The sequence below is a fragment of the Paenibacillus sp. S28 genome (assembly GCF_016624415.1).
In the GTDB taxonomy this organism is placed as follows: domain Bacteria; phylum Bacillota; class Bacilli; order Paenibacillales; family Paenibacillaceae; genus Paenibacillus_AQ; species Paenibacillus_AQ favisporus.
Genome location: NZ_JACVTM010000006.1, coordinates 255,202 through 279,072 on the forward strand (window position 1 = coordinate 255,202; position 23,871 = coordinate 279,072).

The 23,871-nt window shown below is 54.8% G+C and carries 24 protein-coding genes; 19 read left to right on the forward strand and 5 right to left on the reverse strand.

The genetic code is table 11. The features are described 5' to 3' along the window. Window positions 1-66 precede the first annotated feature (66 nt). Window positions 67-900 carry a class I SAM-dependent methyltransferase gene (locus tag IAE55_RS16935; protein WP_200633312.1) on the reverse strand — a complete coding sequence of 278 codons (834 nt, stop codon included), beginning with the start codon at window positions 898-900 and terminating at the stop codon, window positions 67-69. After that, a complete protein-coding gene (gene pepT, locus IAE55_RS16940) occupies window positions 897-2,135 on the reverse strand; it encodes a peptidase T (protein ID WP_105444102.1) in 1,239 nt (412 codons plus the stop codon). The genes IAE55_RS16935 and pepT overlap by 4 nt, the downstream gene beginning before the upstream one ends. 163 nt (window positions 2,136-2,298) lie before the next feature. Here pepT and IAE55_RS16945 point away from each other — a divergent pair, with 163 nt between their 5' ends. From IAE55_RS16945 to murI, 6 genes are all read left to right on the forward strand, one after another. Next, window positions 2,299-2,496 carry a hypothetical protein gene (locus IAE55_RS16945; RefSeq protein WP_076167781.1) on the forward strand — a complete coding sequence of 66 codons (198 nt, stop codon included), beginning with the start codon at window positions 2,299-2,301 and terminating at the stop codon, window positions 2,494-2,496. Next, window positions 2,493-3,128: a pyridoxamine 5'-phosphate oxidase family protein gene (locus IAE55_RS16950; protein WP_200633313.1), complete on the forward strand. Its 636-nt coding sequence runs from the start codon at window positions 2,493-2,495 to the stop codon at window positions 3,126-3,128. The genes IAE55_RS16945 and IAE55_RS16950 overlap by 4 nt, the downstream gene beginning before the upstream one ends. A 36-nt stretch (window positions 3,129-3,164) precedes the next feature. Next, window positions 3,165-3,560: a VOC family protein gene (locus IAE55_RS16955; protein ID WP_200633314.1), complete on the forward strand. Its 396-nt coding sequence runs from the start codon at window positions 3,165-3,167 to the stop codon at window positions 3,558-3,560. 113 nt (window positions 3,561-3,673) lie between these two features. Next, window positions 3,674-4,141, forward strand: a complete 468-nt coding sequence (locus IAE55_RS16960; protein ID WP_105443537.1) for a DinB family protein — start codon at window positions 3,674-3,676, stop codon at window positions 4,139-4,141. 26 nt (window positions 4,142-4,167) lie between these two features. Then, entirely contained in the window at window positions 4,168-4,677 is a 510-nt protein-coding gene (locus IAE55_RS16965) for a GNAT family N-acetyltransferase (protein ID WP_200633315.1), read from the forward strand. A gap of 97 nt (window positions 4,678-4,774) precedes the next feature. Continuing rightward, entirely contained in the window at window positions 4,775-5,581 is an 807-nt protein-coding gene (murI, locus tag IAE55_RS16970) for a glutamate racemase (RefSeq protein ID WP_145021631.1), read from the forward strand. On the opposite strand, the gene IAE55_RS16975 is transcribed toward murI, so the two are convergent. Next, a complete protein-coding gene (locus IAE55_RS16975; RefSeq protein WP_200633316.1) occupies window positions 5,578-6,348 on the reverse strand; it encodes an MBL fold metallo-hydrolase in 771 nt (256 codons plus the stop codon). The genes murI and IAE55_RS16975 overlap by 4 nt on opposite strands. Before the next feature lie 196 nt (window positions 6,349-6,544). Between IAE55_RS16975 and IAE55_RS34275 the strand changes: the two genes are divergently transcribed. Genes IAE55_RS34275 through IAE55_RS16995 form a run of 3 tightly spaced genes read left to right on the forward strand, consistent with a single transcriptional unit; the run spans window position 6,545 to window position 8,612 of the window. Beyond that, a complete protein-coding gene (locus IAE55_RS34275) occupies window positions 6,545-7,540 on the forward strand; it encodes a tetratricopeptide repeat protein (RefSeq protein WP_325168652.1) in 996 nt (331 codons plus the stop codon). 53 nt (window positions 7,541-7,593) lie between these two features. Then, window positions 7,594-8,031, forward strand: a complete 438-nt coding sequence (fosB, locus tag IAE55_RS16990) for a metallothiol transferase FosB (RefSeq protein WP_145949033.1) — start codon at window positions 7,594-7,596, stop codon at window positions 8,029-8,031. Next, on the forward strand, window positions 8,028-8,612 hold the full coding sequence (locus tag IAE55_RS16995; protein ID WP_145021629.1) for a histidine phosphatase family protein: 585 nt from the start codon (window positions 8,028-8,030) through the stop codon (window positions 8,610-8,612). Before fosB ends, IAE55_RS16995 begins: the two co-directional genes overlap by 4 nt. A gap of 27 nt (window positions 8,613-8,639) precedes the next feature. On the opposite strand, the gene IAE55_RS17000 is transcribed toward IAE55_RS16995, so the two are convergent. Further along, window positions 8,640-8,972, reverse strand: coding sequence for a DUF3889 domain-containing protein (locus IAE55_RS17000; RefSeq protein ID WP_076167758.1), 333 nt, complete (start codon window positions 8,970-8,972; stop codon window positions 8,640-8,642). 311 nt (window positions 8,973-9,283) lie between these two features. Between IAE55_RS17000 and IAE55_RS17005 the strand changes: the two genes are divergently transcribed. The 10 genes from IAE55_RS17005 to IAE55_RS17050 all read left to right on the forward strand — a co-directional run bounded on the left by IAE55_RS17005 (window position 9,284) and on the right by IAE55_RS17050 (window position 21,580). Next, on the forward strand, window positions 9,284-10,216 hold the full coding sequence (locus IAE55_RS17005; RefSeq protein WP_145949034.1) for a 1-phosphofructokinase family hexose kinase: 933 nt from the start codon (window positions 9,284-9,286) through the stop codon (window positions 10,214-10,216). 159 nt (window positions 10,217-10,375) lie between these two features. Further along, a complete protein-coding gene (locus IAE55_RS17010) occupies window positions 10,376-11,035 on the forward strand; it encodes an HAD family hydrolase (protein WP_105443530.1) in 660 nt (219 codons plus the stop codon). A gap of 235 nt (window positions 11,036-11,270) precedes the next feature. Beyond that, window positions 11,271-12,323: an ABC transporter substrate-binding protein gene (locus tag IAE55_RS17015; RefSeq protein WP_200633317.1), complete on the forward strand. Its 1,053-nt coding sequence runs from the start codon at window positions 11,271-11,273 to the stop codon at window positions 12,321-12,323. A 63-nt stretch (window positions 12,324-12,386) separates the two neighbouring features. Then, window positions 12,387-13,310 carry an ABC transporter permease gene (locus IAE55_RS17020; RefSeq protein WP_105443529.1) on the forward strand — a complete coding sequence of 308 codons (924 nt, stop codon included), beginning with the start codon at window positions 12,387-12,389 and terminating at the stop codon, window positions 13,308-13,310. Continuing rightward, the gene (locus IAE55_RS17025; protein WP_145156843.1) at window positions 13,310-14,104 is read left to right on the forward strand and encodes an ABC transporter ATP-binding protein; all 795 of its coding nucleotides are present in this window, start codon (window positions 13,310-13,312) and stop codon (window positions 14,102-14,104) included. Before IAE55_RS17020 ends, IAE55_RS17025 begins: the two co-directional genes overlap by 1 nt. A 361-nt stretch (window positions 14,105-14,465) precedes the next feature. Further along, the gene (locus IAE55_RS17030; protein WP_200633318.1) at window positions 14,466-17,240 is read left to right on the forward strand and encodes a CHASE3 domain-containing protein; all 2,775 of its coding nucleotides are present in this window, start codon (window positions 14,466-14,468) and stop codon (window positions 17,238-17,240) included. A gap of 133 nt (window positions 17,241-17,373) precedes the next feature. Then, window positions 17,374-18,447, forward strand: a complete 1,074-nt coding sequence (locus IAE55_RS17035) for a LacI family DNA-binding transcriptional regulator (protein ID WP_145156845.1) — start codon at window positions 17,374-17,376, stop codon at window positions 18,445-18,447. Window positions 18,448-18,496: 49 nt separating this feature from the next. Beyond that, on the forward strand, window positions 18,497-19,660 hold the full coding sequence (locus tag IAE55_RS17040) for a Gfo/Idh/MocA family protein (protein ID WP_076169501.1): 1,164 nt from the start codon (window positions 18,497-18,499) through the stop codon (window positions 19,658-19,660). 76 nt (window positions 19,661-19,736) lie between these two features. After that, window positions 19,737-20,459: a ThuA domain-containing protein gene (locus IAE55_RS17045; protein WP_145156846.1), complete on the forward strand. Its 723-nt coding sequence runs from the start codon at window positions 19,737-19,739 to the stop codon at window positions 20,457-20,459. A gap of 14 nt (window positions 20,460-20,473) precedes the next feature. Further along, the gene (locus IAE55_RS17050) at window positions 20,474-21,580 is read left to right on the forward strand and encodes a Gfo/Idh/MocA family protein (RefSeq protein ID WP_105443524.1); all 1,107 of its coding nucleotides are present in this window, start codon (window positions 20,474-20,476) and stop codon (window positions 21,578-21,580) included. Window positions 21,581-21,657: 77 nt separating this feature from the next. Here IAE55_RS17050 and IAE55_RS17055 read toward each other — a convergent pair whose 3' ends face one another. After that, on the reverse strand, window positions 21,658-23,811 hold the full coding sequence (locus IAE55_RS17055) for a YhgE/Pip domain-containing protein (RefSeq protein WP_200633319.1): 2,154 nt from the start codon (window positions 23,809-23,811) through the stop codon (window positions 21,658-21,660). Between the last annotated feature and the right edge of the window lie 60 nt (window positions 23,812-23,871).

The window sequence follows — 23,871 nt, forward strand, 5'->3', positions numbered from 1 at the left end:
CGATTTGCTTCTCCTTCACTGAGGAGGAATGTCAAACCGCTGCTTGGCCTGATTTTTTTGTCGTCTTCAGGTTTTTCTCACGCCGAGCCTCATCCGGTAGCTGAACAAAACCTGCAGCGTACTATCCTGGAAGAAGTCATCGACGATCTGTTTGAAACGCTTAATGTCTTCATCAAGCTCCTTCGGGTTTAGCCGGAGGACCGTTTGAACTCCGCCCTGGCTCATTGCGATGCCGAAATACCTGTCAGCATCGCAATCCTCCGCATGATGGAACACAATTTCCTTGGCGAAACTGAAATGGCCGCTGTCCTTAATGGCCGCGAGATGCTTTTCCTTATCCCTTTTGACAGCCTGCTTCTCTTGGCTGAGATGTTCGCGGATGATGCTGTCGGCCCGGTTGATCACTTCTTCGTAGGCTTGCTCCACCTGCCAATACAGCGTTGGCGGCCAGTCGCAATCGTAGACGGCGAAGATGCCGCCGGGCTTCAGCACCCGGGCAGCCTCAAGCAGCGTGCTTGCCGGCTCCATCCAGTGAAAAGACTGCGAGCACGTAATAATATCGGCGGTTTCGCAGCCGACGGCAAGCTGGTTGGAGTAACCTGCCATAAAGCGGATGTGGGCTGCATCCGTCATCTGCTCCAGCTTGGACTCCGCGACGCTGCGCATGTCGTCATTCGGCTCGATGCCAATAATCCGGTCTGCGTGCTTTTTCCAGACAAGCGTGGACAGCCCGGTGCCGCAGCCCAGATCGAGCACCAGTTCCGGCTTGCGCTGAAGGTACCCAGTCAGGAGGGACGTCACCAGAGGAGGCGCTGCGGGCCGGTAGCGGTCGTAGGAATCCCCGTATCCGGAGAAACGTTCTATATTGCGCTGGTTGTTTCCCTCCGGAACGACGCTCATACGCCTCTTGCTTCAAAGCGCTTCAGAATTTCGATGATGACCTGTACCGACTTCAGCATATTGTCGACAGAAATGTATTCGAACTTGCCGTGGAAGTTTTCACCGCCCGTAAAAATATTCGGCGTCGGCAGCCCCATATAGGAGAGCTGGGAACCGTCCGTTCCGCCGCGGATCGGCTTGACAATCGGCGTGATGCCCAGGCTTTCCATCGCTTCGTAGGCTACGTCGACGATCTCTTTTACCGGCTCGATTTTTTCCCTCATGTTGTAGTACTGATCGCGCATTTCCAGGATGACGCGCTCCTCGCCGTATTTAGCCTGAAGCTGCTTCACGACCTGGGTCAGATGCTCCTTCTTGGCGGCAAATTCCGTCCGGTCAAAATCGCGGATGATGTACTCCATTTTTGTGCGTTCGGTATCTCCGTTCTGCGAGAGCAGATGATAGAACCCTTCGTAGCCTTCCGTATGCTCGGGCGCCTGCTCCGGAGGAAGCATGGAGTTCAGCTCCATGGCGATTTTGATCGAGTTTACCATCTTGTTCTTCGCCGTGCCCGGATGAACGTTGGTGCCTTGGATCGTGATGCTTGCCTTGGCTGCGTTAAAGCTCTCGTATTCCAGCTCGCCAAGAGGTCCGCCGTCCACGGTATAGGCAAAATCGGCGTTGAAAGCCGCAACATCGAATTTCTCGGGGCCGCGGCCGATTTCCTCGTCGGGGGTAAACGCGACTCTGACCGTCCCGTGCTTGATTTCCGGATGGCCGATCAGGTAAGCCATCGCCGTCATGATTTCGGCTATGCCGGCTTTGTTATCCGCGCCAAGCAGGGTCGTTCCGTCCGTCGTGATCAGCGTGTGCCCTTTGTACTGAGGCAGTTCAGGAAACAGCTTTGGGGAAAGGACGACGCCTAGTCCCGCGTTCAGAACGATATCGCCTCCGTCATAGTTGTCGACGATTTGCGGATTGACACCTTTGCCGGTAAAATCCGTTGCGGTATCCACATGGGCGAGGAAGCCGATCGTCGGCACGCCATCCTTGTCCGTATTGGAAGGAAGCGTGGCCATGACATAGCCGTTTTCATCCATCGTGACGTCCTTCATGCCGATGGAATTCAGCTCTTCCACCAGCATGCGCGCGAGGGTAAGTTGCCCCGGGGTCGAAGGCGTGGTGCTGCTTTCTTCATTCGATTGGGTCTCCACCCTGGCGTAAGAGATTAACCGTTCCGTGAGTTCCTGTTTCAACATCCTTCATCTCCCTTTATGTAAATGGTGTACTACTTGATATGATATCATGGGCAAGGGGCAAAATCACAAGCTTGATCCGAAAAGCCGAAGTGATTAGCGCCCGTCCGGCTGTCTTCCCTGTCCAAAACGATTATAATAGGTTCATGGAGGTGCGTTGGAAGTGTCGGTTAACGTGTTCAGCCTTGTATTTTCGCTTGTCGTGATCGGCTTGATCCTTTTATTTTTCTTCGGCCTGTTCAAATACGTATCCAACGGCAGCAGGCATGTCAGAAATTCCGATGCCGCCTTGAGGAGAGTTGAGGAGAAGCTGGATTACATTATATACAAAATGAATGAGAAACAGGGGGATGAGCGATGACGGCAAGTCCTTTTAAGGCAATCATTCAATCGGAGGAGGAGCTTCGATTACTGAACAGTCCTCCCAGCGAACTGGTCAGGAACAAGGTTATCACGCGTTTGGATTCCCACTGCCGCGAATTTATTTCCAAGTCTCCGCTGCTGTTCCTGTCCACGAGTGACGCGGAGGGCAGCTGCGACGTATCACCCCGCGGCGATGCACCGGGCTTTGTATACATATTGGACGATACGCGGCTGGTCATTCCGGAAAGACCAGGTAACCGGAGGTATGATTCGCTGCTAAATATTTTGCAGAACCCGAGTGCCGGGCTGATCTTTATCATTCCAGGTCTGGAGGAGACGCTCCGGATTAACGGAAAGGCCTGCATTACTGCGGATCCTGAGCTGATGGAGAAACTATCCGCCCAGGGGAAAATCCCGCAAATAGGCATCGGCGTGGAGGTCGAGGAGTGCTATATTCACTGTGCCAAAGCCTTCAAGCGCTCCAAGCTGTGGGATCCGGAACAATGGCCGAAGCGGGAGAACCTGCCAAATCCTGCCGCCATCATTGCGGATCATGTGCGCGGATTAAAGGTTACGGAGGAGCAGGTCGCACGGTCGCTGGCGGAAAGCTACGAAAAGCGATTATATTAATAGAACTGATATGATCTTTAATAGGGGGCGCTGGCTTTGAGTATCATTCCGATGTTGGCCGTTCATGATGCTGCCGCTGCAATTTCTTTTTACCGATCGGTGTTTGGCGCGACGGAAGCGAACCGGATGGTTACGGAAGACGGGAAAACATCGCATGCTGAAATCCGGGTCGGTGATGCGCGGTTCATGGTCGCGGACGAATTTCCGGAGCATAATACCGCAGCGGAAACACTCGGTGGGACGCCGGTGATTTTGTATATCACCGTCGAGGATGCATTGGAAACAGTGAACAACGCTCTTGCGGCTGGAGCGGCCATGCTTAGGGAGGTTGCCGCACAGCCACACGGGGACTTGGTTGGGAAGATCAAGGATCCGTTCGGCCATGTCTGGATGGTTGCCGAGCCCTTGAAGACCGTACCGCAGGAAAAATAATTTAAGGAAATTGAAACTGCCGAACAATTTTCCCGGGGACCCGCCCGGTCGGGGCAAGCGTCGGGTTCATAACATGAACAATGAGCGCAGGAACACTGCGCCAGGAGGAAATGATGAAATCCCTTTTTCTATATAATTGGCAGGTACGCGATGAATGGTTTGATGTCTGCGCACAGTTAAGTCATGAAGAATTACTGAAGGAGCGAACGGGCGGAGTTGGCTCCATCCTGAAAACCTTGTTCCACATCGCTGACGTCGAGTACAGTTGGATGCTGGCTGCCGAAGGCAAGGAGGCTGCAGAACCAAAATTCGAGGATTTCGCGACCCTGAGCAAAGTCAGAGCCTTGTCCGACAGCTACGTGACAGAGCTTCGTCCGCTGATTCTGAGCCGAAGTCCTGAGCGGGACGGGGAAATCGTCAAGGCCGCCTGGCATGCCGAACCCTTGCGTTACGGGGAGGTCGCAAAGCACGTCATCACCCATGAAATTCATCATATGGGCCAGCTGTCCGTTTGGGCCAAAGAGCTTCATGTGCCAAGGGTTTCGGCCAATTTTATCGGCCGTGGACTTGGTGAGCAGTAAAACTTGAAGGAAGGTAACCATTAGGCATGGAAATACAGATTCAACCGATGACCCAGGAAGCTGCCGCCCGGATATCTACATGGCGCTATCCGGCTCCGTATGACTTCTATAGTATGGCAGCAGATGAAGAAGATATATTGGAGCTGATGAACGGGGATTATGCAGCAGCGTCGGACTCCGCCGGAAATTTGGTCGGTTTTTACTGCACAGGCAATTCAGCCCGTGTTGCCGGAGGTTATGGGGCCGGTCTATACGAAGATGATACCTGCGTTGATTACGGATTGGGCATGAATCCCGAGCTGACGGGGCAGGGTGCCGGCCTGGATTTTGTAAAAGCAGGCATGGCTTATGTTTCCGATAAGTTTCCCGGGAAGGGAATCCGCCTAGCGGTGGCCAAATTCAATCAGCGTGCCGCAAAGGTATACAGCAGGGCAGGATTCAGGGAGACCTGCGAGTTCTCCTCGATGGTGGGTGGGCGGAACGTGCTCTTTATCGGCATGGTTTACAGATTTCCCGAAGATGCCCGGACAACATGATATAATAACTCCGGGGCTGACGGCCCCGGATGGAACATCGCCGGGCAGCCATTGATATGCGCCCGGAGCAATTATTAAGAAAAATCAGGTGAACAACATGCGAATTGCGCTTTTTGATTCAGGCCTCGGCGGACTGACCGTGCTGTCTGAAGCCGTAAAGCAGCTGCCCAACGAAGACTTTTTATTTTTTGCAGACACGCTTCACGTTCCTTACGGAACCAAGACAAAGGATCAGGTTCTGGATTATGTCCGCCAGTCCGTGGACATGATTCTGCAGGACGAGATCAAAGCGCTTGTCATTGCCTGCAATACGGCGACAAGCGCCGCGGCGGAGGAGCTTCGCCGGGAATACGACATTCCGATCATCGGGATGGAGCCTGCGGTTAAGCCCGCAGTTGAAATGAACCGGCTGACCGGGAAAAGGGTGCTGGTGGCGGCAACCCCGCTGACCCTGCACCAGTCTAAATACACCCAGCTCGTTTCCAGGGTGGATGACCACAGCATCGTAGACTCCCTGCCGCTCCCCGAGCTGGTCGGATACTGCGAATCGCTGGAGTTCGACCCGGACCGGATGACACGGTATTTTCTGGATAAATTTGCCGATTACCGGCTGGAAGAATACGGAACCCTGGTGCTCGGATGCACGCATTATCCCTTCTACACCCGGATCTTGAGGCAGATTCTGCCGCCGCATATTGAGATCATTGACGGGAGTGCCGGGACGGTACGGAGGCTGGATTATATTCTTAAGAAAACGGCAACGTCCGGAACGCAGCGCGGAGGAGATATCCGCTTTGCCTGTTCCAGCGGGGATCCGGAATATATGGCAAAAATGCATAGAGCTTACGACTACTACAGCACTCAGGTTGCGGGCTGCGAACGGGCCGTTGATCCTTCTTTCTAAAGGGAACGCTGCGTTCCGCTTAGCTCTAGTAGCCGCTGTACAACGGATCCTTCAAGTTTTCCGCCGTGGTAGCAAATAACGAATGATATGTCGTAGGCGGCCAGTTGGGCGATGGACTGCGTCGCAAGCGGCATATCGACGGTCGTGTCGGGATCCGGCCCATGCAGCTCTCCGTCAACGACCCGGAGGGCGTCGGCCGCAATCAGAGTCCGGGTCGGCCGATGGTATAAACTGATATGCCCGGGAGTGTGCCCCGGTGTGCCAATCACGACGATGCCGCCACAGATGGGGAGCTCTTCCCCTTCATGGATGATTGTATCGACAGGCGACCGGGGTGGATTCTCCAGCGTAGAAATAAAGGCATTACGCCATTCTGCAGGTACTTCCGGAGGCAGAGACGCTTTGGCCCGTTCGATCGCCTCCGGGGTTACCTTGATCAAACGCTTTTCACCCTGAATATAGGGCCTTTCTTCTTGACTGGACATGACTTCGACCGGACGAGGGGCGTGCTGGCGTATGGCTGGCAGGCTGCCGATATGATCCAGATCCTGATGCGTAATGATAACATGGGTAATCGAATCGATCGATAGGCCATGGGACTTCATCGCTTCCCGCAAGAGGGGATACTGACCGGGGTAGCCGGTGTCAATCAGGAGCGTATCGTTTCCATCCGTAATGACCGCAGGGTGAACGGTGTTAACGCTGCCCATCATGACGGCGGATACGTCCAGTATGAACACGTTTGCGGCAGTTTGGTTCGTACTCATCCTTCGATTCCTCCCTAATTCCAACTCATGGATTTCAAGACAGAGTCTATATTACGGACAGGAAAGTTGGATGTCAAAGTAAATATTTAATTGTAACACATAACTGTTGGTTTGTCAATATTTATTTTTAGTGCTATATGCAATATGGTAATCCGATGTTTTTTGTTAAAAAATTCAACATGAAGGAGGCCCAGCGATGCGTGATGTACAGTACCCTGTCCTGCATACGGAGAGGCTGAGGTTGAGGCCGCTTGAGCCGGAGGACCGGGAAGACGTCTTACGGCTGTTCTCCAACCCGGTAGTCACCCGGTTCATGGATATCGAGCCTTTGGTGAGCATGGAGGAAGCGGACGAAATTATTGCGCTCACCCGCAGCTCCGGCTGCAGATATGCCATATTAGACCGTGAGAACGATATGTTTATGGGCACCTGCGGATTCCACTGTTGGGTCCGGGACGGGGAAAGGGAAAGGGCGGAAATGGGCTATGATCTGTCTCCGGAGTATTGGGGCAGCGGTTATATGCCTGAGGCGCTCGAAGAATTGATGAAGGTCGGCTTTGAAGTGATGAAGCTGGATGAGATCGAAGCCCATGTGGAGCGGGATCATCCTCGATCACAAAAGGTTCTGAGGAGGCTCGGTTTTCGGGAAAACCACCTGCGGGACGGCCACTTGATCGTTTTCAGGGCCGGAAGTGAGGATTTTGCCGTGCGCCGCACCTTCAGGAACGCCGTAATGCTCCGGCAGTCAGGGAATGCCGAGCAGTCCAGGGAAATATGGCTTTCCCTGCTGGCGGAACAGCCCGAGCATCCGGTGATCTTGTATCAGACTGCATGGACCCACGACGTACTGGGCTTGGAGAAGGAAGCCGTGCCCTATTATGAAAAGGCTATTTCGCTCGGACTGCAGGACGAAGAGCTGGCGGGGGCGATGCTTGGGCTCGGCAGTACATACCGTACGCTGGGACGATATGAGGACGCAAAGTCGCTGTTGAAGCAGGCGATGGAGAAGTTTCCCGAACGCAGGGAGTTTTCTGTTTTTTACGCCATGGCTCTGTACAATTTGGGGGAGCATGCCGCTGCAATGGAGGAGCTTCTCGGACAGCTTGCGGAAACCAGCGCGGACAGCGGGATCCAAGCGTACCGGAAGGCGATTGCCTTTTATGCCGATAAGCTGGATCAGGTGTGGGATTAGCCTTGTTAACGGCCAGCTGTGTGGGTACGAAAAGGCTGAATGCAGGAGGAATCATGAACATACAGGGTGTGAATCATTTTTGTTTTTCCGTTTCGGATATGGATCGGTCCATCGCTTTTTACAGGGACGTTCTGGGCGCCCAGCTGCTCGTGCAGGGCCGGAAGCTGGCTTACTTTGATCTTGCCGGACTCTGGATTGCGCTGAATCAGGAGGATGCGGAGCGGGGGGATACACCATCGACTTATACGCATATCGCCTTTACGGTGAAAGATCAGGATTTCGAAGCCTGGCTGTCCCGGCTACAGCGTTACGGCGTTCGCGTACTAGAGGGCAGGCAGCGGGATGAGCGGGACAAGCTCTCGGTATATTTCCTGGACCCGGACGGGCACCGGTTTGAGCTTCATACCGGCACGCTTGCGGATCGGCTCGCCTATTATCGGGAGACGAAGGGCCATATGAAGTTTTACGACAAGGAGGATGTTGGCAAATGACGACGATCGGATTTGTAAGGCACGGCATCACGGATTGGAACATTGAGCGCAGGGCGCAAGGCCAGACGGATATCCCTTTGAACGAAACCGGGCGGGCCCAGGCAAGAGCCTTGGCTGCACGGCTCAAGAACGAGCGGTGGGACGCCGTCTATGCCAGCGATTTGTCGCGGGCGCGGGAAACCGCCGAAACGATTGCGGCTGCGCTGGGGCTCACCGTCCGGGTCGATCCGCGGCTGCGGGAAATCCACTGCGGGCAGATCGAAGGAACGGTCGAGGAAGACCGGGTGCTTCGATGGGGTTATGATTGGGCTTCGCTGGATCTCGGGATCGAGACCGACGACTCGATGATTGCCAGAGGAATGGAGGCGGTCATGGACATTTGCGCCAGCCATCCTGAAGATCGCGTCCTCGTGGTGAGCCACGGGGCGCTGATCGGCACGCTGCTTCCCGTTCTGATTCCGCACACGGACACGTCCGAGCATCTGCATAACACATCCATCACTGTCATCCGAAAGATCGAGGAAAGCTGGGAATGCGGGCTTTTCAACTGCGTCAAGCATTTGGAGCAGCTGGCGATCTGAACGAGCCTGCCTGTTAAGGATCGGGTTTTAAGGCTGTGTGTCTCTGAACTTAATGGATATCAGTCTTTCGGTCACCGTGTTAAACCGGACGGTAGCCAGCACAGCTGCCGGCATGCCCTGCCGGCTCAGCAGCAGCTTGAACGTTTCTTCCGCTTCCGTCGGCGACAGATTGATGCGTCCGATATGCAGGTAATCCGTAATTTCCGAGTTGTATTTTTTCTGGGCTTCCTTCACGGCGATCAGGCCCCACTTGGCGTAGGGAGGATCAACGGAAGGGTCCGGTTCGGCAACGAGCAGCGAGAGAGACAGCGCGAGGGACAAGGCGACGGATTTGACGAATACGGCGGACATCCACTTCATAGCTCTATAGCCTCCTGAGTATAAATCTGACCGTTCACGTGCAGCGAAGTGCCGGCATACATAGAATTCCCATGTTTTGCAGGTCTATGAGGAATGCAGCCATGGTTTATCCGTAATGAAATCGGCAGGTCGTGCTACATAGAGGAATCGTGCTCGTGGTTTCGGGCTCGTCCGGAAACCTGCATTCGTCACCCCAAAGCTGGGACAAAGCTTTCCAAACATTGCAACATGAAGGCAGATGGCACCACACGGCGGAGATACAGGCATCGGAGCTGCCTTGCGAAATCAAGCCATAGATGGGATGGGATCTTATGATAACGACCGTAACGATGAACGCAGCCATTGACAAAACATACTACTTGCCTGCATTTCCGCACGGGAAGGTATCCCGGGTCAGACAATATCTGGCGGCCCCCGGGGGCAAAGGCATTAATGTGGCGAAAGTCGCCGCACAGCTTGGGGCGGAGGTTACCGCTTCGGGCATCGTCGGCGGGATGAACGGGGAAATCATCAAGAAGCAGCTGGACGGTATGAGCATCGCGCATCAATTTGTCGCTGTGGAAGGGGAGTCGAGACTATGCCTCAACATCATCGATGAGGAGACCGGGTCGTCGACAGAGCTTCTGGAGCCCGGTCCGGTGGTGGATAACCGGGCACTTGACGAGATGGAGCAGACGATGGCTGCCCTGGCACGCACATCGAAAGTCGTCTGCATCAGCGGCAGCCTGCCGGCCGGGGCCCCGGCCGATTATTACATCCGTCTTGTCGGCGCGGCCAAGAAAGAAGGGGCATATGTGATTCTTGACGCCAGCGGTGACGCCCTCCGATTCGGACTGCAGGCGAATCCCGATATGATCAAGCCCAACGAAGAAGAGGTCGCCGCTCTGCTTGGCACGGGCATCCGGGATGAGCAGGAGCTGCTCCGGGCGATGGAAGACTTGCTCCGCGAATACCGGATGGAGCGCGTCTGCGTTTCGCTCGGAGGTGCCGGATCGGTGACCGTCACATCGCAGAGACGTTATCGTGCCGTAACCCCTCCGATTCAGGTGGTCAATACGGTAGGCTGCGGTGATTCCTTTGTGGCGGGCATGGCCGTGTCGCTGCTGAAGCAGCTCCCCGCCGTGGAGGGCATCGCTATGGCCGCTGCTGCGGGGACGGCGAACGCCTTATCGGCCATGGCCGGCAGCGTCGATCCGGACACCTTCCGCCGGCTGCTTGGCCAAGTGGAGATCAGCAGAATTTAAGCTACGAATGACAGCATTATATTTGTGCACAGGCTGCGGTTCCTGAATCGCGGCCTGTTTGACTACATGGTGATATCAGGGAGGAATAGCCCTGCCGCAAGGCGAATCTATTAATGCGGCTTTACAGCCCATTGACAAGATAAAGAAGGGGTGAACGGCTTGATTCAAGCATTGATTTTTGATTTTGACGGTCTCATCGTCGATACCGAAACGCCGGCCTATCACGCTTTCTGCGAGATTTACCGGGAGCATGGCACCGAACTACCGCTGGAGACGTACGCGAAGTGCGTCGGCACCAATTTCGACGTATTTAATCCGTATACGTATTTGTCCGAGTGCCTGGGCAGGGAAGTGGATCCAGCCCTCGTCAAGGAACAGGTCAATGTCATCTACCGGGAGCTGCTTAAGGATGTTGAAGTCAGACCGGGGGTTGAGGACTATTTGGTGGAGGCCAAGCGGCTCGGGCTGAAGATCGCGCTGGCATCAAGCTCTTATTACAACTGGATTGAGCCATATTTCAACAAATTCGAACTGGAATCTTACTTCGACGTTATTTGTACTGCGGACCTCGTGTCCAAGGTCAAACCGGATCCCGAGCTGTACCTGCTGGCATTGCAGAAGCTGGAGGTAACCCCGGATCAGGCGGTGTCTTTTGAGGATTCGCTTAACGGCTTTATTGCAGCCAAAGGAGCAGGCGTACATACGGTGATCGTGCCTAATTCGATGACCCAGACCTTCCCTTTTGAAGGCTATGATATGATGATTTCCAGCATGTCGGAGATGAAGCTGCAGGATCTTGTCCGGGAGCTGGAAGCGTAAGGCCGCAAAAGCCCGGAATAACCTGTACTTTTTTGCAACTTATTGATTGACGTATATTGGCAGTGCCCCTTATGATAATGAATAATCCAGTGGTTATTTAATTCTATGAAAAATATCCGGGCAGGCAGTTCATGTACCTGTGTGCTCCGCTTGATACGGTATTTTTCGCACTTATTTACTTTAATGCTTTCGTATATGACAGCGTTAAAGAAGAGAATCGGAAGGGGTTATGAACATGAAAAAGAGAAATTTGCTATTATCCGTCGTGATGTCCGCGCTCCTCGTAACCATGGCGGCCGGCTGCGGAAACTCGGGCACCAAGTCCAGTGAAGCCGGGTCCGGTGGCGGGACCGATGCAGGAAGCACAGACAAAAAAACCTACACCGTAGCCATTTCGCAATTCGTCGAGCATCCTTCCCTGGATGCCACGCGCGAGGGCTTCATCGCCGCCCTGAAGGACGCGGGGATTACGGAGGGGGATAATTTGAAGCTCGACTACAACAACGCCCAGGGAGACCCGTCAAACAACCTTTCCGTTGCACAGAAGATCTCCTCCGGCAAAAATGACCTCGTGCTCGGCATTTCTACCGGCTCGGCACAGGCGCTCGTTAAGCAAGTGAAGGATACGCCGGTACTGTTCGCAGCGGTTACCGATCCGGTGGATGCCAAGATCGTCTCGAACCTCGATCAACCAGGGGGCAACGTAACCGGCGGCTCGGACACGAATCCGGTAGCGGTTCAACGTCTGATGGACTTCATCGCTGAGAGCTTCCCGAACGTGAAGAACGTCGGTGTTGTCATTAACGAAGGCGAGCCTAACGCGATCGTGATGGCCAAAAATGCCGAGGAAACGCTGAAAAAGCATAACATCAAGCTGGTGCGCGCGGCGGTAACCAACACATCGGAAGTGAAGCAGGCCGCTGAGTCCTTGGTGGGACGGGTGGATGCGCTGTTCATTACGCTGGACAACACCGTCGTTGACGGCGTCGATTCCATTATCCAGCTGGCGAACGAGAAGCACATTCCGTTCTTTTCCAGCGACCGGGATACGGTCGAGAAAGGTGCCTTCGCTACGGTCGGTTTTAAATACTACGACCATGGCTACCAGGTGGGCCAAATGGCGGTCGATATTTTGAAGAACGGCAAGAAGCCGGGCGACATGAAGGTGACGGTGCAGGAGAAGCTGGACCTGATTCTGAACCTGAAGGCGGCTGAAGCGCAAGGAATCACGGTAACTGACGCCATGAAAGACAAAGTAACGGACAAAGAAAACGATATTATTCAGTAATCGAGCGATGGGGAGTGGCCGGAATCTTCGTCCACTCCCTTCGTCATAAGGGAGGCTGACACCATGCTGGATTCACTACTGGGAGCACTTGAGCTCGGGCTGCTGTACTCGCTGATGGCGCTCGGCGTATATATCACGTATCGCATTCTTGATTTTCCGGATTTGACGGTGGATGGCAGCTTCACCACCGGCGGCGGAATCGCCGCCGTGATGATTACCCACGGCTACAATCCGTGGCTGGCAAGCCTGGCGGCGTTCGGCGGCGGGCTTCTCGCGGGAATTTGTACCGGACTTCTCCATACCAAGGGGAAAATCAATGCACTGTTATCCGGTATTATCATGATGATTGCGCTGTATTCGATCAACATGCGGATTATGGGAAAACCCAACACGTCCCTGCTTGGGGAAAGCACCGTTTTTTCATCAGTGAACGCTTTCATTACGATGCCGATCGCGGTGATCCTGATTTTGCTTCTGCTGAATCTGTTCCTGCGGACCGATTTGGGGCTTGCATTACGCGCGACGGGAGATAACGCACGGATGATCCGCAGTTTCGGCGCCAATACAGACACGACGACGGTTCTCGGCGTCAGCCTGGCCAATGGACTGGTCGCCCTCTCCGGCGCACTGGTTGCTCAGGAGTCAGGATTCGCGGATATTTCCATGGGGATCGGCATGATCGTTATCGGGCTGGCTTCCGTCATTATCGGTGAGGCGATATTCGGAGCGACGAATGTGATCCATACGACCATTTCCGTCGTGCTCGGGGCGATCGTGTACCGGATCGTCGTGGCGCTCGCGCTCCGGGTGGAATGGCTCGATACGTCCGACCTGAAGCTCATCACGGCCATCATCGTGATCATCGCTTTGGTGCTTCCAACCGCGAGGCGTGCTCTTCGACAGAAGCAGCTGGCCAAGCGCCGAACCGAAGAGCTGTCCAGCCAACTGGGCAGCAGAACAAGCCGGACGGTCGGAGGTGACTTCTGATGCTGGAACTGAGCAGAGTATCGAAGCTGTTTAATCCGGGCACGCCGGATGAAAAAATTGCGCTGCACGACATTTCGTTGAAGCTGAATCCCGGCGACTTCGTCACGGTGATCGGAAGTAACGGTGCGGGCAAGTCCACGCTGATGAACATCATTTCCGGCGTCATGAAGCCCGACGCAGGGGAGGTGCGGATCGAGGGTGCGGTGATCAGCCAGCTTCCGGAATTCCGCCGGAGCCGCTGGATCGGCCGCGTATTTCAGGATCCGATGGCGGGCACCGCTCCTCACATGACGATCGAGGAAAACCTGGCGATGGCTTATACGAGAGGCAAGCAGAGAGGACTGGGGCTGAGCATCAAGTCCGGCCGGCGGGCGATGTTCAAGGAAGAGCTGTCCAAGCTCGGCATCGGCCTGGAAGGTCGGCTGCGGGCGAAGGTCGGCTTGCTGTCCGGAGGAGAGCGGCAGGCGCTCAGCTTGTTGATGGCCACATTCACCAAGCCGCAAATTTTGCTGCTGGATGAGCATACCGCGGCGCTGGACCCTGCAAGAGCGGAGCTGATCACGCGGCTCACCGACCGGATTGTCCGGGAGCTGAACCTGACGACCCTGATGGTCACGCACAATATGGAGCAGGCGATCCGGCTCGGCAACCGTTTGATCATGATGGACAAAGGCAGAATCATTCTGGACATCAACGAACAGCGAAAAAAGACGCTGACCGTCGAAGAGCTGCTGGCTGAATTCGAGCAAATCAGCGGACATAAGCTGTCCGACGACAGGGTTGTCCTGGGATAATATCTTGAAGAATGAAGGGAAGAGGGCCTTCGCGGTTAAAGCCGCGGAGGCTCTTTTTTGCTGCAGCAACGTGGGGAATCTATCGAACCCGAGCAAGAGAATCATCGATTAGACCAAAATGGACACAGTTGTTTTCCATACGTTTTCCATGCAAATATACAAAGGACTGCTTTGGCGGATCCACTAGAAACTACCTGCAGCGGGCTTTGGCGATGCGTCCCGTCAACGGTTCATTCTGCCTCGAAGATAACTCTAGTTATTGAAATTCGTTCCAACAAGTTCTAAAATACTTAATTGAATGAACTGGTCACTCTATAGTCATTAGAAGAAAGAGAACACCCGTTGGATGGAGGTTTCGATTTTGTTAGGAAAGATGAGGTTCAGCATTCGGTCCAAGATTATTCTTGGATATATTTTTGTGCTCGTGTGCGTTGTGGTGTTCCTGGGAGTGATTTCGAGCCGGGTTGCTTCGCTGCAGCGGGAAACCGATTTTATAAGCCAGCATGACATCGAAGTCCATGACCTGGCCCACAGCATTGAAAAGTCCTTGCTGGACATGGAGACAGGCCAGCGCGGATATATGATCACAGGAGACTCGAGCTATCTGGAGCCGTACACGGCGGCCAGCTCGAAATGGGAGAGCGAGTACAACCTGCTGTATCGTTTGCTGGCGGACAATCCTGAGCAGCAGAAAAATCTAGAGGACATCAAGGCCAATATCGACCGATGGATTGAGATCGCAGGCAAACCGTCCATTGAGATGAAGCGCAGCGGCCAGGATGCTGAAGTTCGGACATTTTTCCAACGTGACCCGGGCAAGCCGGAAATGGACGCCATGCGGGAAAAATTAACGGCGTTTTTGGACACGGAGAAAGGGCTGACGAGCGAGCGGGTGCAGACGCTTGAGGACAATAACCGCAGACTGATCACGATCATCTATCTTCTTTGGATTGTGCTCGCGGCCGTATCCATCTCAGCTGCCGTGCTGATCTCCAGAAATATCGTTACGACAATCAAGGAAGTTACGGGCACAATTCGTGACATCGCCTCCGGCGGCAATTTGAACAAGCGCATCCATACCCGAACCCGCGATGAAATTGCAGAACTCGGCAGTGCAACGAACGACCTGCTTCGGGAAGTGCAGCAGCAGAATGAAATGAAGGAACAGATTGCCGCCACCGCTACACTGCTTCAGAACGAAGCGGGCCTGGCCAGTCTAAGCCGCGTGTTTGTCAATCGGCTCGCTTCCATTTTCCAGGTGCCTTATATCGTATTGTACGAAGCCAAGGAGGAGGAGCTGGTTCGGCTCGCTTCCTATGCAGGAGAACACGAGGGTGAGGCAGGAAAATCGGTCATCGCCTGGGGTCAGGGACTTGTCGGTCAGTGTGCTGCCGATCAGAGCATGATCACGCTGGACAGGGTACCGAACAACTACATACACATATCCTCGGGATTGGGGAGCGCCGTTCCGACCTATATTGCTGTTGCTCCGATCGTGTTCGAGGGCAGGACGCTGGCTGTGATCGAAATTGCCGCACTGGTGACGTTCAGCAAGCACCAATTGGACATGCTCCGGCAGCTCTTGGATACGGTTGGCGTCACGATGCACAGCGTGATCAACCGAGCGCAAATCCAGCGCTTGTATATGGAAGCCCAGACGATGAATGAAGAGCTTCAGGCCCAGTCTGAGGAACTGCAGGTGCAGACGGAGGAACTGCAGGTTCAGTCCGAAGAGCTGCAGATGCAAACCGACGAGCTCCAAAGCTTGAATGACAAACTGGAATATCAGAAGGCGCAGGCGGAGGAAGCGGCGGCCGAGATGGAAAAATATGCGGAACAGGCGAAGCTCAGTTCCAATTATAAATCCGAGTTTTTGGCTAACATGTCGCACGAGTTACGCACTCCGCTGAACAGCATGCTTATTCTGTCCCAGATTTTGTCGGAGAACAAGAACGGAACGCTGCAGGAGGAAGAGGTCAATTACGCCAACGTCATCCATTCCTCCGGTACGGACCTATTGCGGCTGATCAACGATATTTTGGATTTATCCAAGGTGGAATCGGGACAGATCCAGCTGGATATCAGCTCGATCAACGCGAGTGAGCTGCCGGAGATCATGTACCGCTACTTTGCCAAAACGGCCGAGGCCAAGTCGCTGGACTTCAAAGTCGAAATCGCGCCGAACGTTGGCGACGTCTTTTTCAGCGACGAGTTAAGACTCCATCAAATATTGCGGAACCTGTTGTCCAATGCGTTCAAGTTTACCGAACGCGGTGAAGTGTCTTTAAGCATATACAAGCTCGACTCGGTTTCGACCCCGCAGTTTTCCATGCCTTATGAGACATTGGCCTTCGCGGTTCGCGATACTGGAATCGGAATTACCGAGGAGCAGCAGCAGGTGATCTTCGAGGCCTTTAAACAGGCGGATGGAGCAACGGCGCGGAAATATGGCGGCACAGGACTCGGACTGTCCATCTCGCTTCAATTCGCCAAACTGCTGGGAGGAGAGCTGGTCGTGGAGAGCGAACCCGGCAAAGGAAGCACGTTCACCCTTTACCTCCCTTACCAGACCGAGTATGTCGATGAGTCGCCGATGCTTGTGATGCAAGCCGAGGCAGCGGCAGCCTTCTCCGGTCCTTTAAGTACGGCTTCGGCGCAGGCTGCGCGTCCTGTGGGAAGTCGGATTCATGCGGAGGAGCCTGCCGCCGATCCGCCAGCCGCAGAGGATATGTTCCTGGAAGACTCGGCCTTGTTCGATGGGAAGAAAATCCTCGTTGTTGACGACGACATTCGAAACGTATATGCGCTGGCCAATGCCTTAGAGAGATATAATATGCAGGTGCTCACCGCACAGAATGGATACGAGTGCCTGGATTTGCTTCAGGCCGAACCGGATATCGATATGATTCTGATGGACATTATGATGCCGGAAATGGACGGTTACCAGACGATGCGGAATATCCGCCAGACGCTGGAGATGACCGATCTGCCGATTGTTGCGTTGACCGCCAAGGCGATGAAAGAGGATCGGGATAAGTGCTTGGCGGCCGGCGCGTCCGACTATTTGAGCAAGCCGCTGAACATCAATGAAGTGATTGCCAGAATTAAAGTTTGGCTGACGAGATCGGAAATATGATATAGTAATCGATTAAATAAAAAGCGACCCAGCGGGAAGTCTCCGGTTCGGTCGCTTTTTATTTGGTTAAACCGTCGAAATCGGAGCGTTTTTTGAAAAACTTACCTTGACAATAGGATGGTTAGGTGAGAAAATGTACGCGCGTACATCATTCGGAAAAGGGGGAGTTGCCATCGCATCCCGCAAAGAGGTGGCCGAACTAGCCGGGGTATCGGAAGCGACCGTGTCGCGGGTGCTCAACGGAGTCGGCCCCATGAAAGAAGAAACGAGACAACGCGTCATGGAAGCTGCCAAGAAGCTGAATTACGTGCCCAGTGCACTGGCCCGTAATTTTGCGACCAGCCGCAGCGGCAACATTGGTGTCGTTCTTCCATATGTGCCGAAGGTGCATATGTTTTCGAGCTTTTTCTTCTCGGAAATTTTAAGCGGAATCGGCAGCAAAGCCCGAGAGCTGGGTCATGATATCCTGCTGCTGTTTCAGACGCCCGGCGAGTCCATGGATTATGTCCGCTGGTTTCATGCGCATAAAATCGATACATGCATCATCCTGGGCGCGAAGGATGATCCGGAAGAACTGCTGGCACTTCGCCGTCTCGCAGAGGAAGGACTGCCTTTCTGCCTGATCAATCAGCACTTTGAAGGCGAGCCCTTCAGTGAGGTCGATGCAGACCATGTACAGGGCAGCTATATGGCGGTCCGCCATCTGATCGAACAGGGATATCGCCGGATCGCGTTCATGAACGGGCCGCTGACCTACTCCAACAGCCGGGATCGCCTTCAAGGCTGCGAGAAAGCGCTGGCCGAGGCGGGTTTGGTGCTGGAGGAGGAACTGATCTTCCGCGGAAACTTCAGCCGCAGCAGCGGCATCACCGCTGCTGCTGAATTAATGAAGGTCATCGATCAGGTGGATGCCGTCTTTGCCGCAAACGACCGGATGGCCATCGGTTTGATGCAGGGTCTCCGGGATCATGGGCTGTCCGAAGAGCGTTTTCCGGCCATGTTCGGCTACGATAATTCGGATGCTTCACAGGTAACGACGCCTGAGCTGAGCAGCGTAAAGGTTCCTTTCTATGAAATGGGGGAAATTGCGGTCGCTGAAGTGCTGAAGCGGCTGGAGCAGGGAGCATCGGCTCCGGGTCAACCCTTTCGGATCATGCTTCCGACGGAGCTGGTCATTCGGGCATCGTCCCAGAATCTGCGGCTCTGATGAGCCAGAAAGTCCAATATACCAAAGAGATGGAGGAATTCGGATGGAAATGAAAGCGCTGCGAATTGGCATGGTAGGCTACAAATTTATGGGGAAGGCCCACAGCAATGCGTACCGAGCGCTGCCCATGTTTTTCCCGGAGGCGCCGATTCAACCGCAGATGGCGGCAATTTGCGGCCGTGATGCCGATGCGGTTCAGCAGGCGGCCGGGCAGTACGGCTGGGCCGAAACGGAGACGGATTGGCGGAACCTGGTGGCGCGGGATGACATCGACCTGATCGACATCAACGCGCCGAGTGATGCGCATAAGGACATCGCGCTGGCTGCGGCCAAGGCAGGGAAGCATATTTTCTGCGAGAAGCCGCTGGCCCTGACGCTTGCCGACTCGCGTGAAATGCTGAAGGCTGCGGAGGAGGCGGGAGTGAAGCACATGGTCGGCTTTAATTACCGGTTCTCACCTGCGGTCCGGCTGGCCAAAAATCTGATCGAAAGCGGCCGGCTGGGACAGATCTATCATTTCCGCGCCTGGTTTCTGCAGGACTGGATTCTGGACCCTGCCTTCCCGTTAGTATGGCGGCTGCAGAAAGATATCGCGGGTTCGGGCTCTCACGGCGATCTTGGGGCCCATCTGATCGACTTAGCCCACTACCTCGTCGGCGATATCCAGGAAGTCATCGGCATGAGCGAAACGTTTATCAAGGAGAGACCGCTCGCAGAAAATATGACCGGACTCAGCGCTAAAGGCAGTCTGGGCGGACCGATGGGCAAAGTGACCGTCGATGATGCAACCCTGTTTATGGCCCGGTTCACAGGAGGCGCGCTCGGTAGCTTTGAGGCGACCCGGTTTGCGGCGGGACACCGCAGCACGAACTCGTTCGAGATCAATGGCAGCAAAGGCAGTGTCAAGTTTGATTTTGAGCGGATGAACGAGCTGGAAGTGTACTTTACCGACGACCAGGAGGATGTGCAGGGCTTCCGCCGGGTGCTTGCGACCGACGCCGCTCATGCGTATTCGCATGCCTGGTGGCCGGCCGGACACACTATCGGCTTCGAACACACGTTTACGCATGAAATGCTGGAGCTGATGGAAGCGATTCACGAGGACAGACAGCCTTCCCCGAACTTCCACGACGGTGTGAAATGCCAGGCTGTGCTTGAGGCGGTGGAGCGTTCCGTAGAGGAGCGGCGCTGGGTGGAAATTTCGGAAATGTAGGCCAATCAAGCGAAGGTATTGAACAACGAATAGCGAGCATATCAAGCATTTCAAGCATAGACAAGGAGCGTGCCGCATGAAAAAAGCACTGATCGTATGGGGCGGATGGGATGGCCATGAGCCCAAGCAGGTGGCAGAGATTTTCAAAAACGTGCTGGAAGCCGAGCAGTTTGAAGTAGAAGTATCGGATACGCTGGAAGCGTTTGCCGACAAGGAGAAGCTCCTCGGTCTTGATCTGATCGTCCCTTGCTGGACGATGGGAGAAATCCGGAATGAGCTGGTGGGCAACGTGTCGGAGGCCGTGCAGAGCGGTGTGGGCCTTGCCGGCTGCCACGGCGGCATGTGCGACTCCTTCCGGACGCAGGTCGATTGGCAGTTCATGACTGGCGGACAGTGGGTCGCCCACCCGGGGAATGACGGGGTTCGATACATGGTTAACGTGACAGACGAAGAGGAAGGCTCCCTGCTGCAGGGGATCGCGGACTTCGAGGTCGCAAGCGAGCAGTATTACCTGCATGTGGATCCGGCGGTGAAAGTTCACGCCACAACCCGCTTCCCGGTCGTTCATGGCCCGCATTCGGCCAACAAACCGGTTGACATGCCGGTAGTCTGGACGAAGTACTGGGGCGGCGGACGCGTCTTCTACAATTCGCTCGGGCACCATGCGGATATCGTCGACATGCCACAGGTGAAGGAAATGATGAGACGCGGCTTCGTATGGGCCGCCGAAGGCAAAGAAGCCGGCTCCGACTGGACGCCGGAGACAGCATATAACGGCATGGCAGACAGCCAATATTAAGGGGAGGGTTATTCTTGGAGCAGATCAAAGTAGGCATTATCGGCTGCGGGAAAATCAGCAGCATTTATATGGAAAACTGCAAAAAATTCGATGTGCTGGATTTGGTAGCTTGTGCGGACATCGATAAGGAGCGTGCCGCAGAAAAAGCAGCCGAATTCGGCATACCCAGAGTGTATTCCCCTGAAGAGCTGCTCGCGGATCCCGAAATTCAAATCGTGATCAACCTGACGATCCCGGCTGCGCACGCGTCGGTCTGCCTGCAGGCTCTTGAGGCAGGCAAGCATGTATACGTCGAAAAGCCGCTGGCCGTCACACGTGAAGATGGGCAGAAGGTGCTCCAGCTCGCCAAGGAAAAAGGCCTGCGCGTGGGCTGCGCGCCCGAAACATTCTACGGCGCCGGAATTCAGACCTGCCTCAAAGTGATCCAGGATGGGCTGATCGGCCGTCCGGTCGCCGCGACGGCATTCATGCTCGGCGGCGGACACGAGACCTGGCATCCGGATCCCGAATTTTATTATCAGGCCGGCGGAGGACCGATGTTCGACATGGGGCCGTACTACCTGACCGCACTCGTGCAGCTGCTCGGTCCGATCAGAACGATCACGGGTATGACTGGTAAAGCGCTGGAAGAAAGAACGATCACCAGTTCCAAAAAATACGGTCAAAAAATACCGGTGGAAATCCCTACCCACGTCGCCGGGCTGATCCAGTTCGCCGAAGGCGCGATTGGAACGATCATCACCAGCTTTGACGTATTCGGCGGCAGCAATCTGCCGAACATCGAAATTTACGGCACAAAGGGAACGCTGCGCGTACCCGATCCGAACAACTTCGGCGGCAAGGTGCAGTACCGGATTGCCGGCGAAGCCGAGTGGAAGGAACAGCCGCTGTTGTTCGGCTACGCGGAGAATACCCGCGGCATCGCCGCAGCCGACATGGCTTACGCACTGCAGAGTGGTCGTCCTCACCGGGCTTCCGGTGAGCTGGCGTACCATGTGCTGGAAGCGATGTGGGCGTTCCATGATGCTTCGGATGAGAAAAAGCATTACGAGATGCAAAGCACCTGCACGCCTCCTGCGCCGATGCCTACCGGCCTTGCACCTTATACATTGGATCAATAATGAAATAGGCATGAATCGTAAAAGCCTCCCGTCAGCAGTCTGGACTGCTGGGGAGGCTTGTTTGGTTTATACCATGATCAATGGATAAGCTTGCTTTCCTTAGCCTTCTTAACGAGGCCAGCGGCAAGCTGGTTGATGATCCCTTTCAGCGCAAGACCGATCACGAGCGTGATTACGACATACACGCACATGATGAGCAGATCGCTGCGGACGACGCTCCAGATCATGCCTCCCACCGCTTCGCGCATCATGCTGATGCCGTAGGTGAACGGAAGGAACGGATGGATCGCCCGGAAGAACGGCGGTGTCGTCTGGATCGGAAAGGTTCCGCCCGATCCGGCCAGCTGCAGCACCAGCAGAACGATAGCAAGCGCCTTGCCGACATTGCCGAACACGGACACGAGCGTGTAGACGATCAGCATAAAGACAGCGCTATTGACCAATCCGAATAAGATGAACCAGCCTTTGTCCACCACATAGGTTCCCAAGAGGAAGATATCGCCTGCTGTGACGAGGACCGATTGCAGCAGCGCCAGCGTCAGGAAGGTCAGGAACCGGCCGAAATAAATCTGTACGCTGTTATAATCCGTTCCCGCTGCAGGAGAATGTACTTCCGTCGTCACGAGGGATACGAGCAGCGTTGCTCCGACCCAGAGCGCCAGCGTTGAGAAGAAGGGCGACATGGCGGATCCATAATTCGGTATCGGAAACAGCTGATTCTCCTTCAGCACGACAGGCTCGGCGAAAAACTGGCCTTCCTGCTGGAAGTTGTTTTTCAGCAGGTCGATGACTTCCTGCAGGTTGCCCTCCGATTCGAATTTGCGCATCCGGTCCGCCAGCTCCTTGACTTTGGCCTCCACGCCCGGAAGCTCCTTCTGAATGACGGAAATGCCCTGCGTGCCGATCGCCAGCCCCTTGGAAGCGTCGAACAGCACCTTCTTGACGTCCGGCAGGCTCTGTACCGCAGAATCCATCACTTTCTTCGCTTCGGCGGCGGACTTGACCGCCTTTTGCAGCCCGCTTGCGATCGCCGGCTGAATTTCGCTGTCATAACGTCCGAGGATGTCCCCTAATAGATCGGATACGTCGCCGGAGATGGTGTTCAGCTTATTCACCAGATCCATGGCCGGTTTCTCGCCTTTCTTTACCCCGCTGCGGATTTGATTGACAAGCGTCAGCTGAGACTGCATTTTGTCCCGGACCTGCTTCAGCTTGGAGCTGACGAAATCCAGTCGGCCGCCTGCGGTCTGGTTCAGCCGGCCGAACCAGCTGATCAGCGCTTCCTGTACTTCCAGGCCGGTAGTTAACCTGGAGGATATCCGGTCCAGCGCATCAAGCGCAGTCTTCGGATCGACGTCGGGATCCTTCAGCAGCGCGGTCAGCTGCTCCGTAGCCATGGACGTCTGCTGCAGAAGCAGCAGATCCTGCTTTACGTTCGGCGCGATATCCTTGGCAGCCGTGGAAGCCTTGCCCATAAAATCGTCCAGACCAGCCGCCAACTGCTGCCCGTTCTTGGCCAGGTCGGTCACTATGGGCAGCGCCCCTTGAGCTTTGGATACCAGCTCGTTGGTCGTATGGATGTCCTGCGCCGCCGTGTTTACGGCTTGGTTGATTTCCGGGAAATTTTTCTCCAGCTCAAACACCAGCGAGCGGACCTTCTCAATAGTCGGCAGCTGATTTTCCAGCTCGATACCAAGCTCGTTGAAAATTTTGAAAATCGTGCCGTTGGCGGTTTTGACGAAATTTTTGCTGACTTCCTGGATGATGCCGCTGGCTCCGGAAGACGTAATCTTCGGGGATACGGCATTGATCTTTTCGTTCACATAATACAAAATTTCGGCGTGGGTCGGGTTGTCCGACAGCACCGTGGCAATCGAGGCCGAAAAATTGTCCGGGATGATGATGCTCGCATAGTAATCACCGTGCCGAACGCCTCTCATGGCGTCCGCCTCGGAGACGAACCTCCAGCCCAGCTTATGATTGTCCTTCAGCGAGGCGACGATCTCCTTGCCGAGATTCAGCGACTGTCCCTTCATCGTCGTCCCTTTGTCGTTGTTCGCGACGGCAATCGCAATATCGCCGGTATTGCCGTAGGGATCCCAGGATGCCTTGATGTTGAACCAGGCGTACAGGGAAGGAAGCATAACAAGACCGGCGATGATGACGAGCGCGGCCCAGTTCGTGGCAATGTTTTTCACATCTCTGCCGTAGATGGACAAGATTTTACTCATGAGAACACCTGCCTCAATCATACCATTTTGGTTAGTATTTCATTTGAGGAAGGGCGTCAT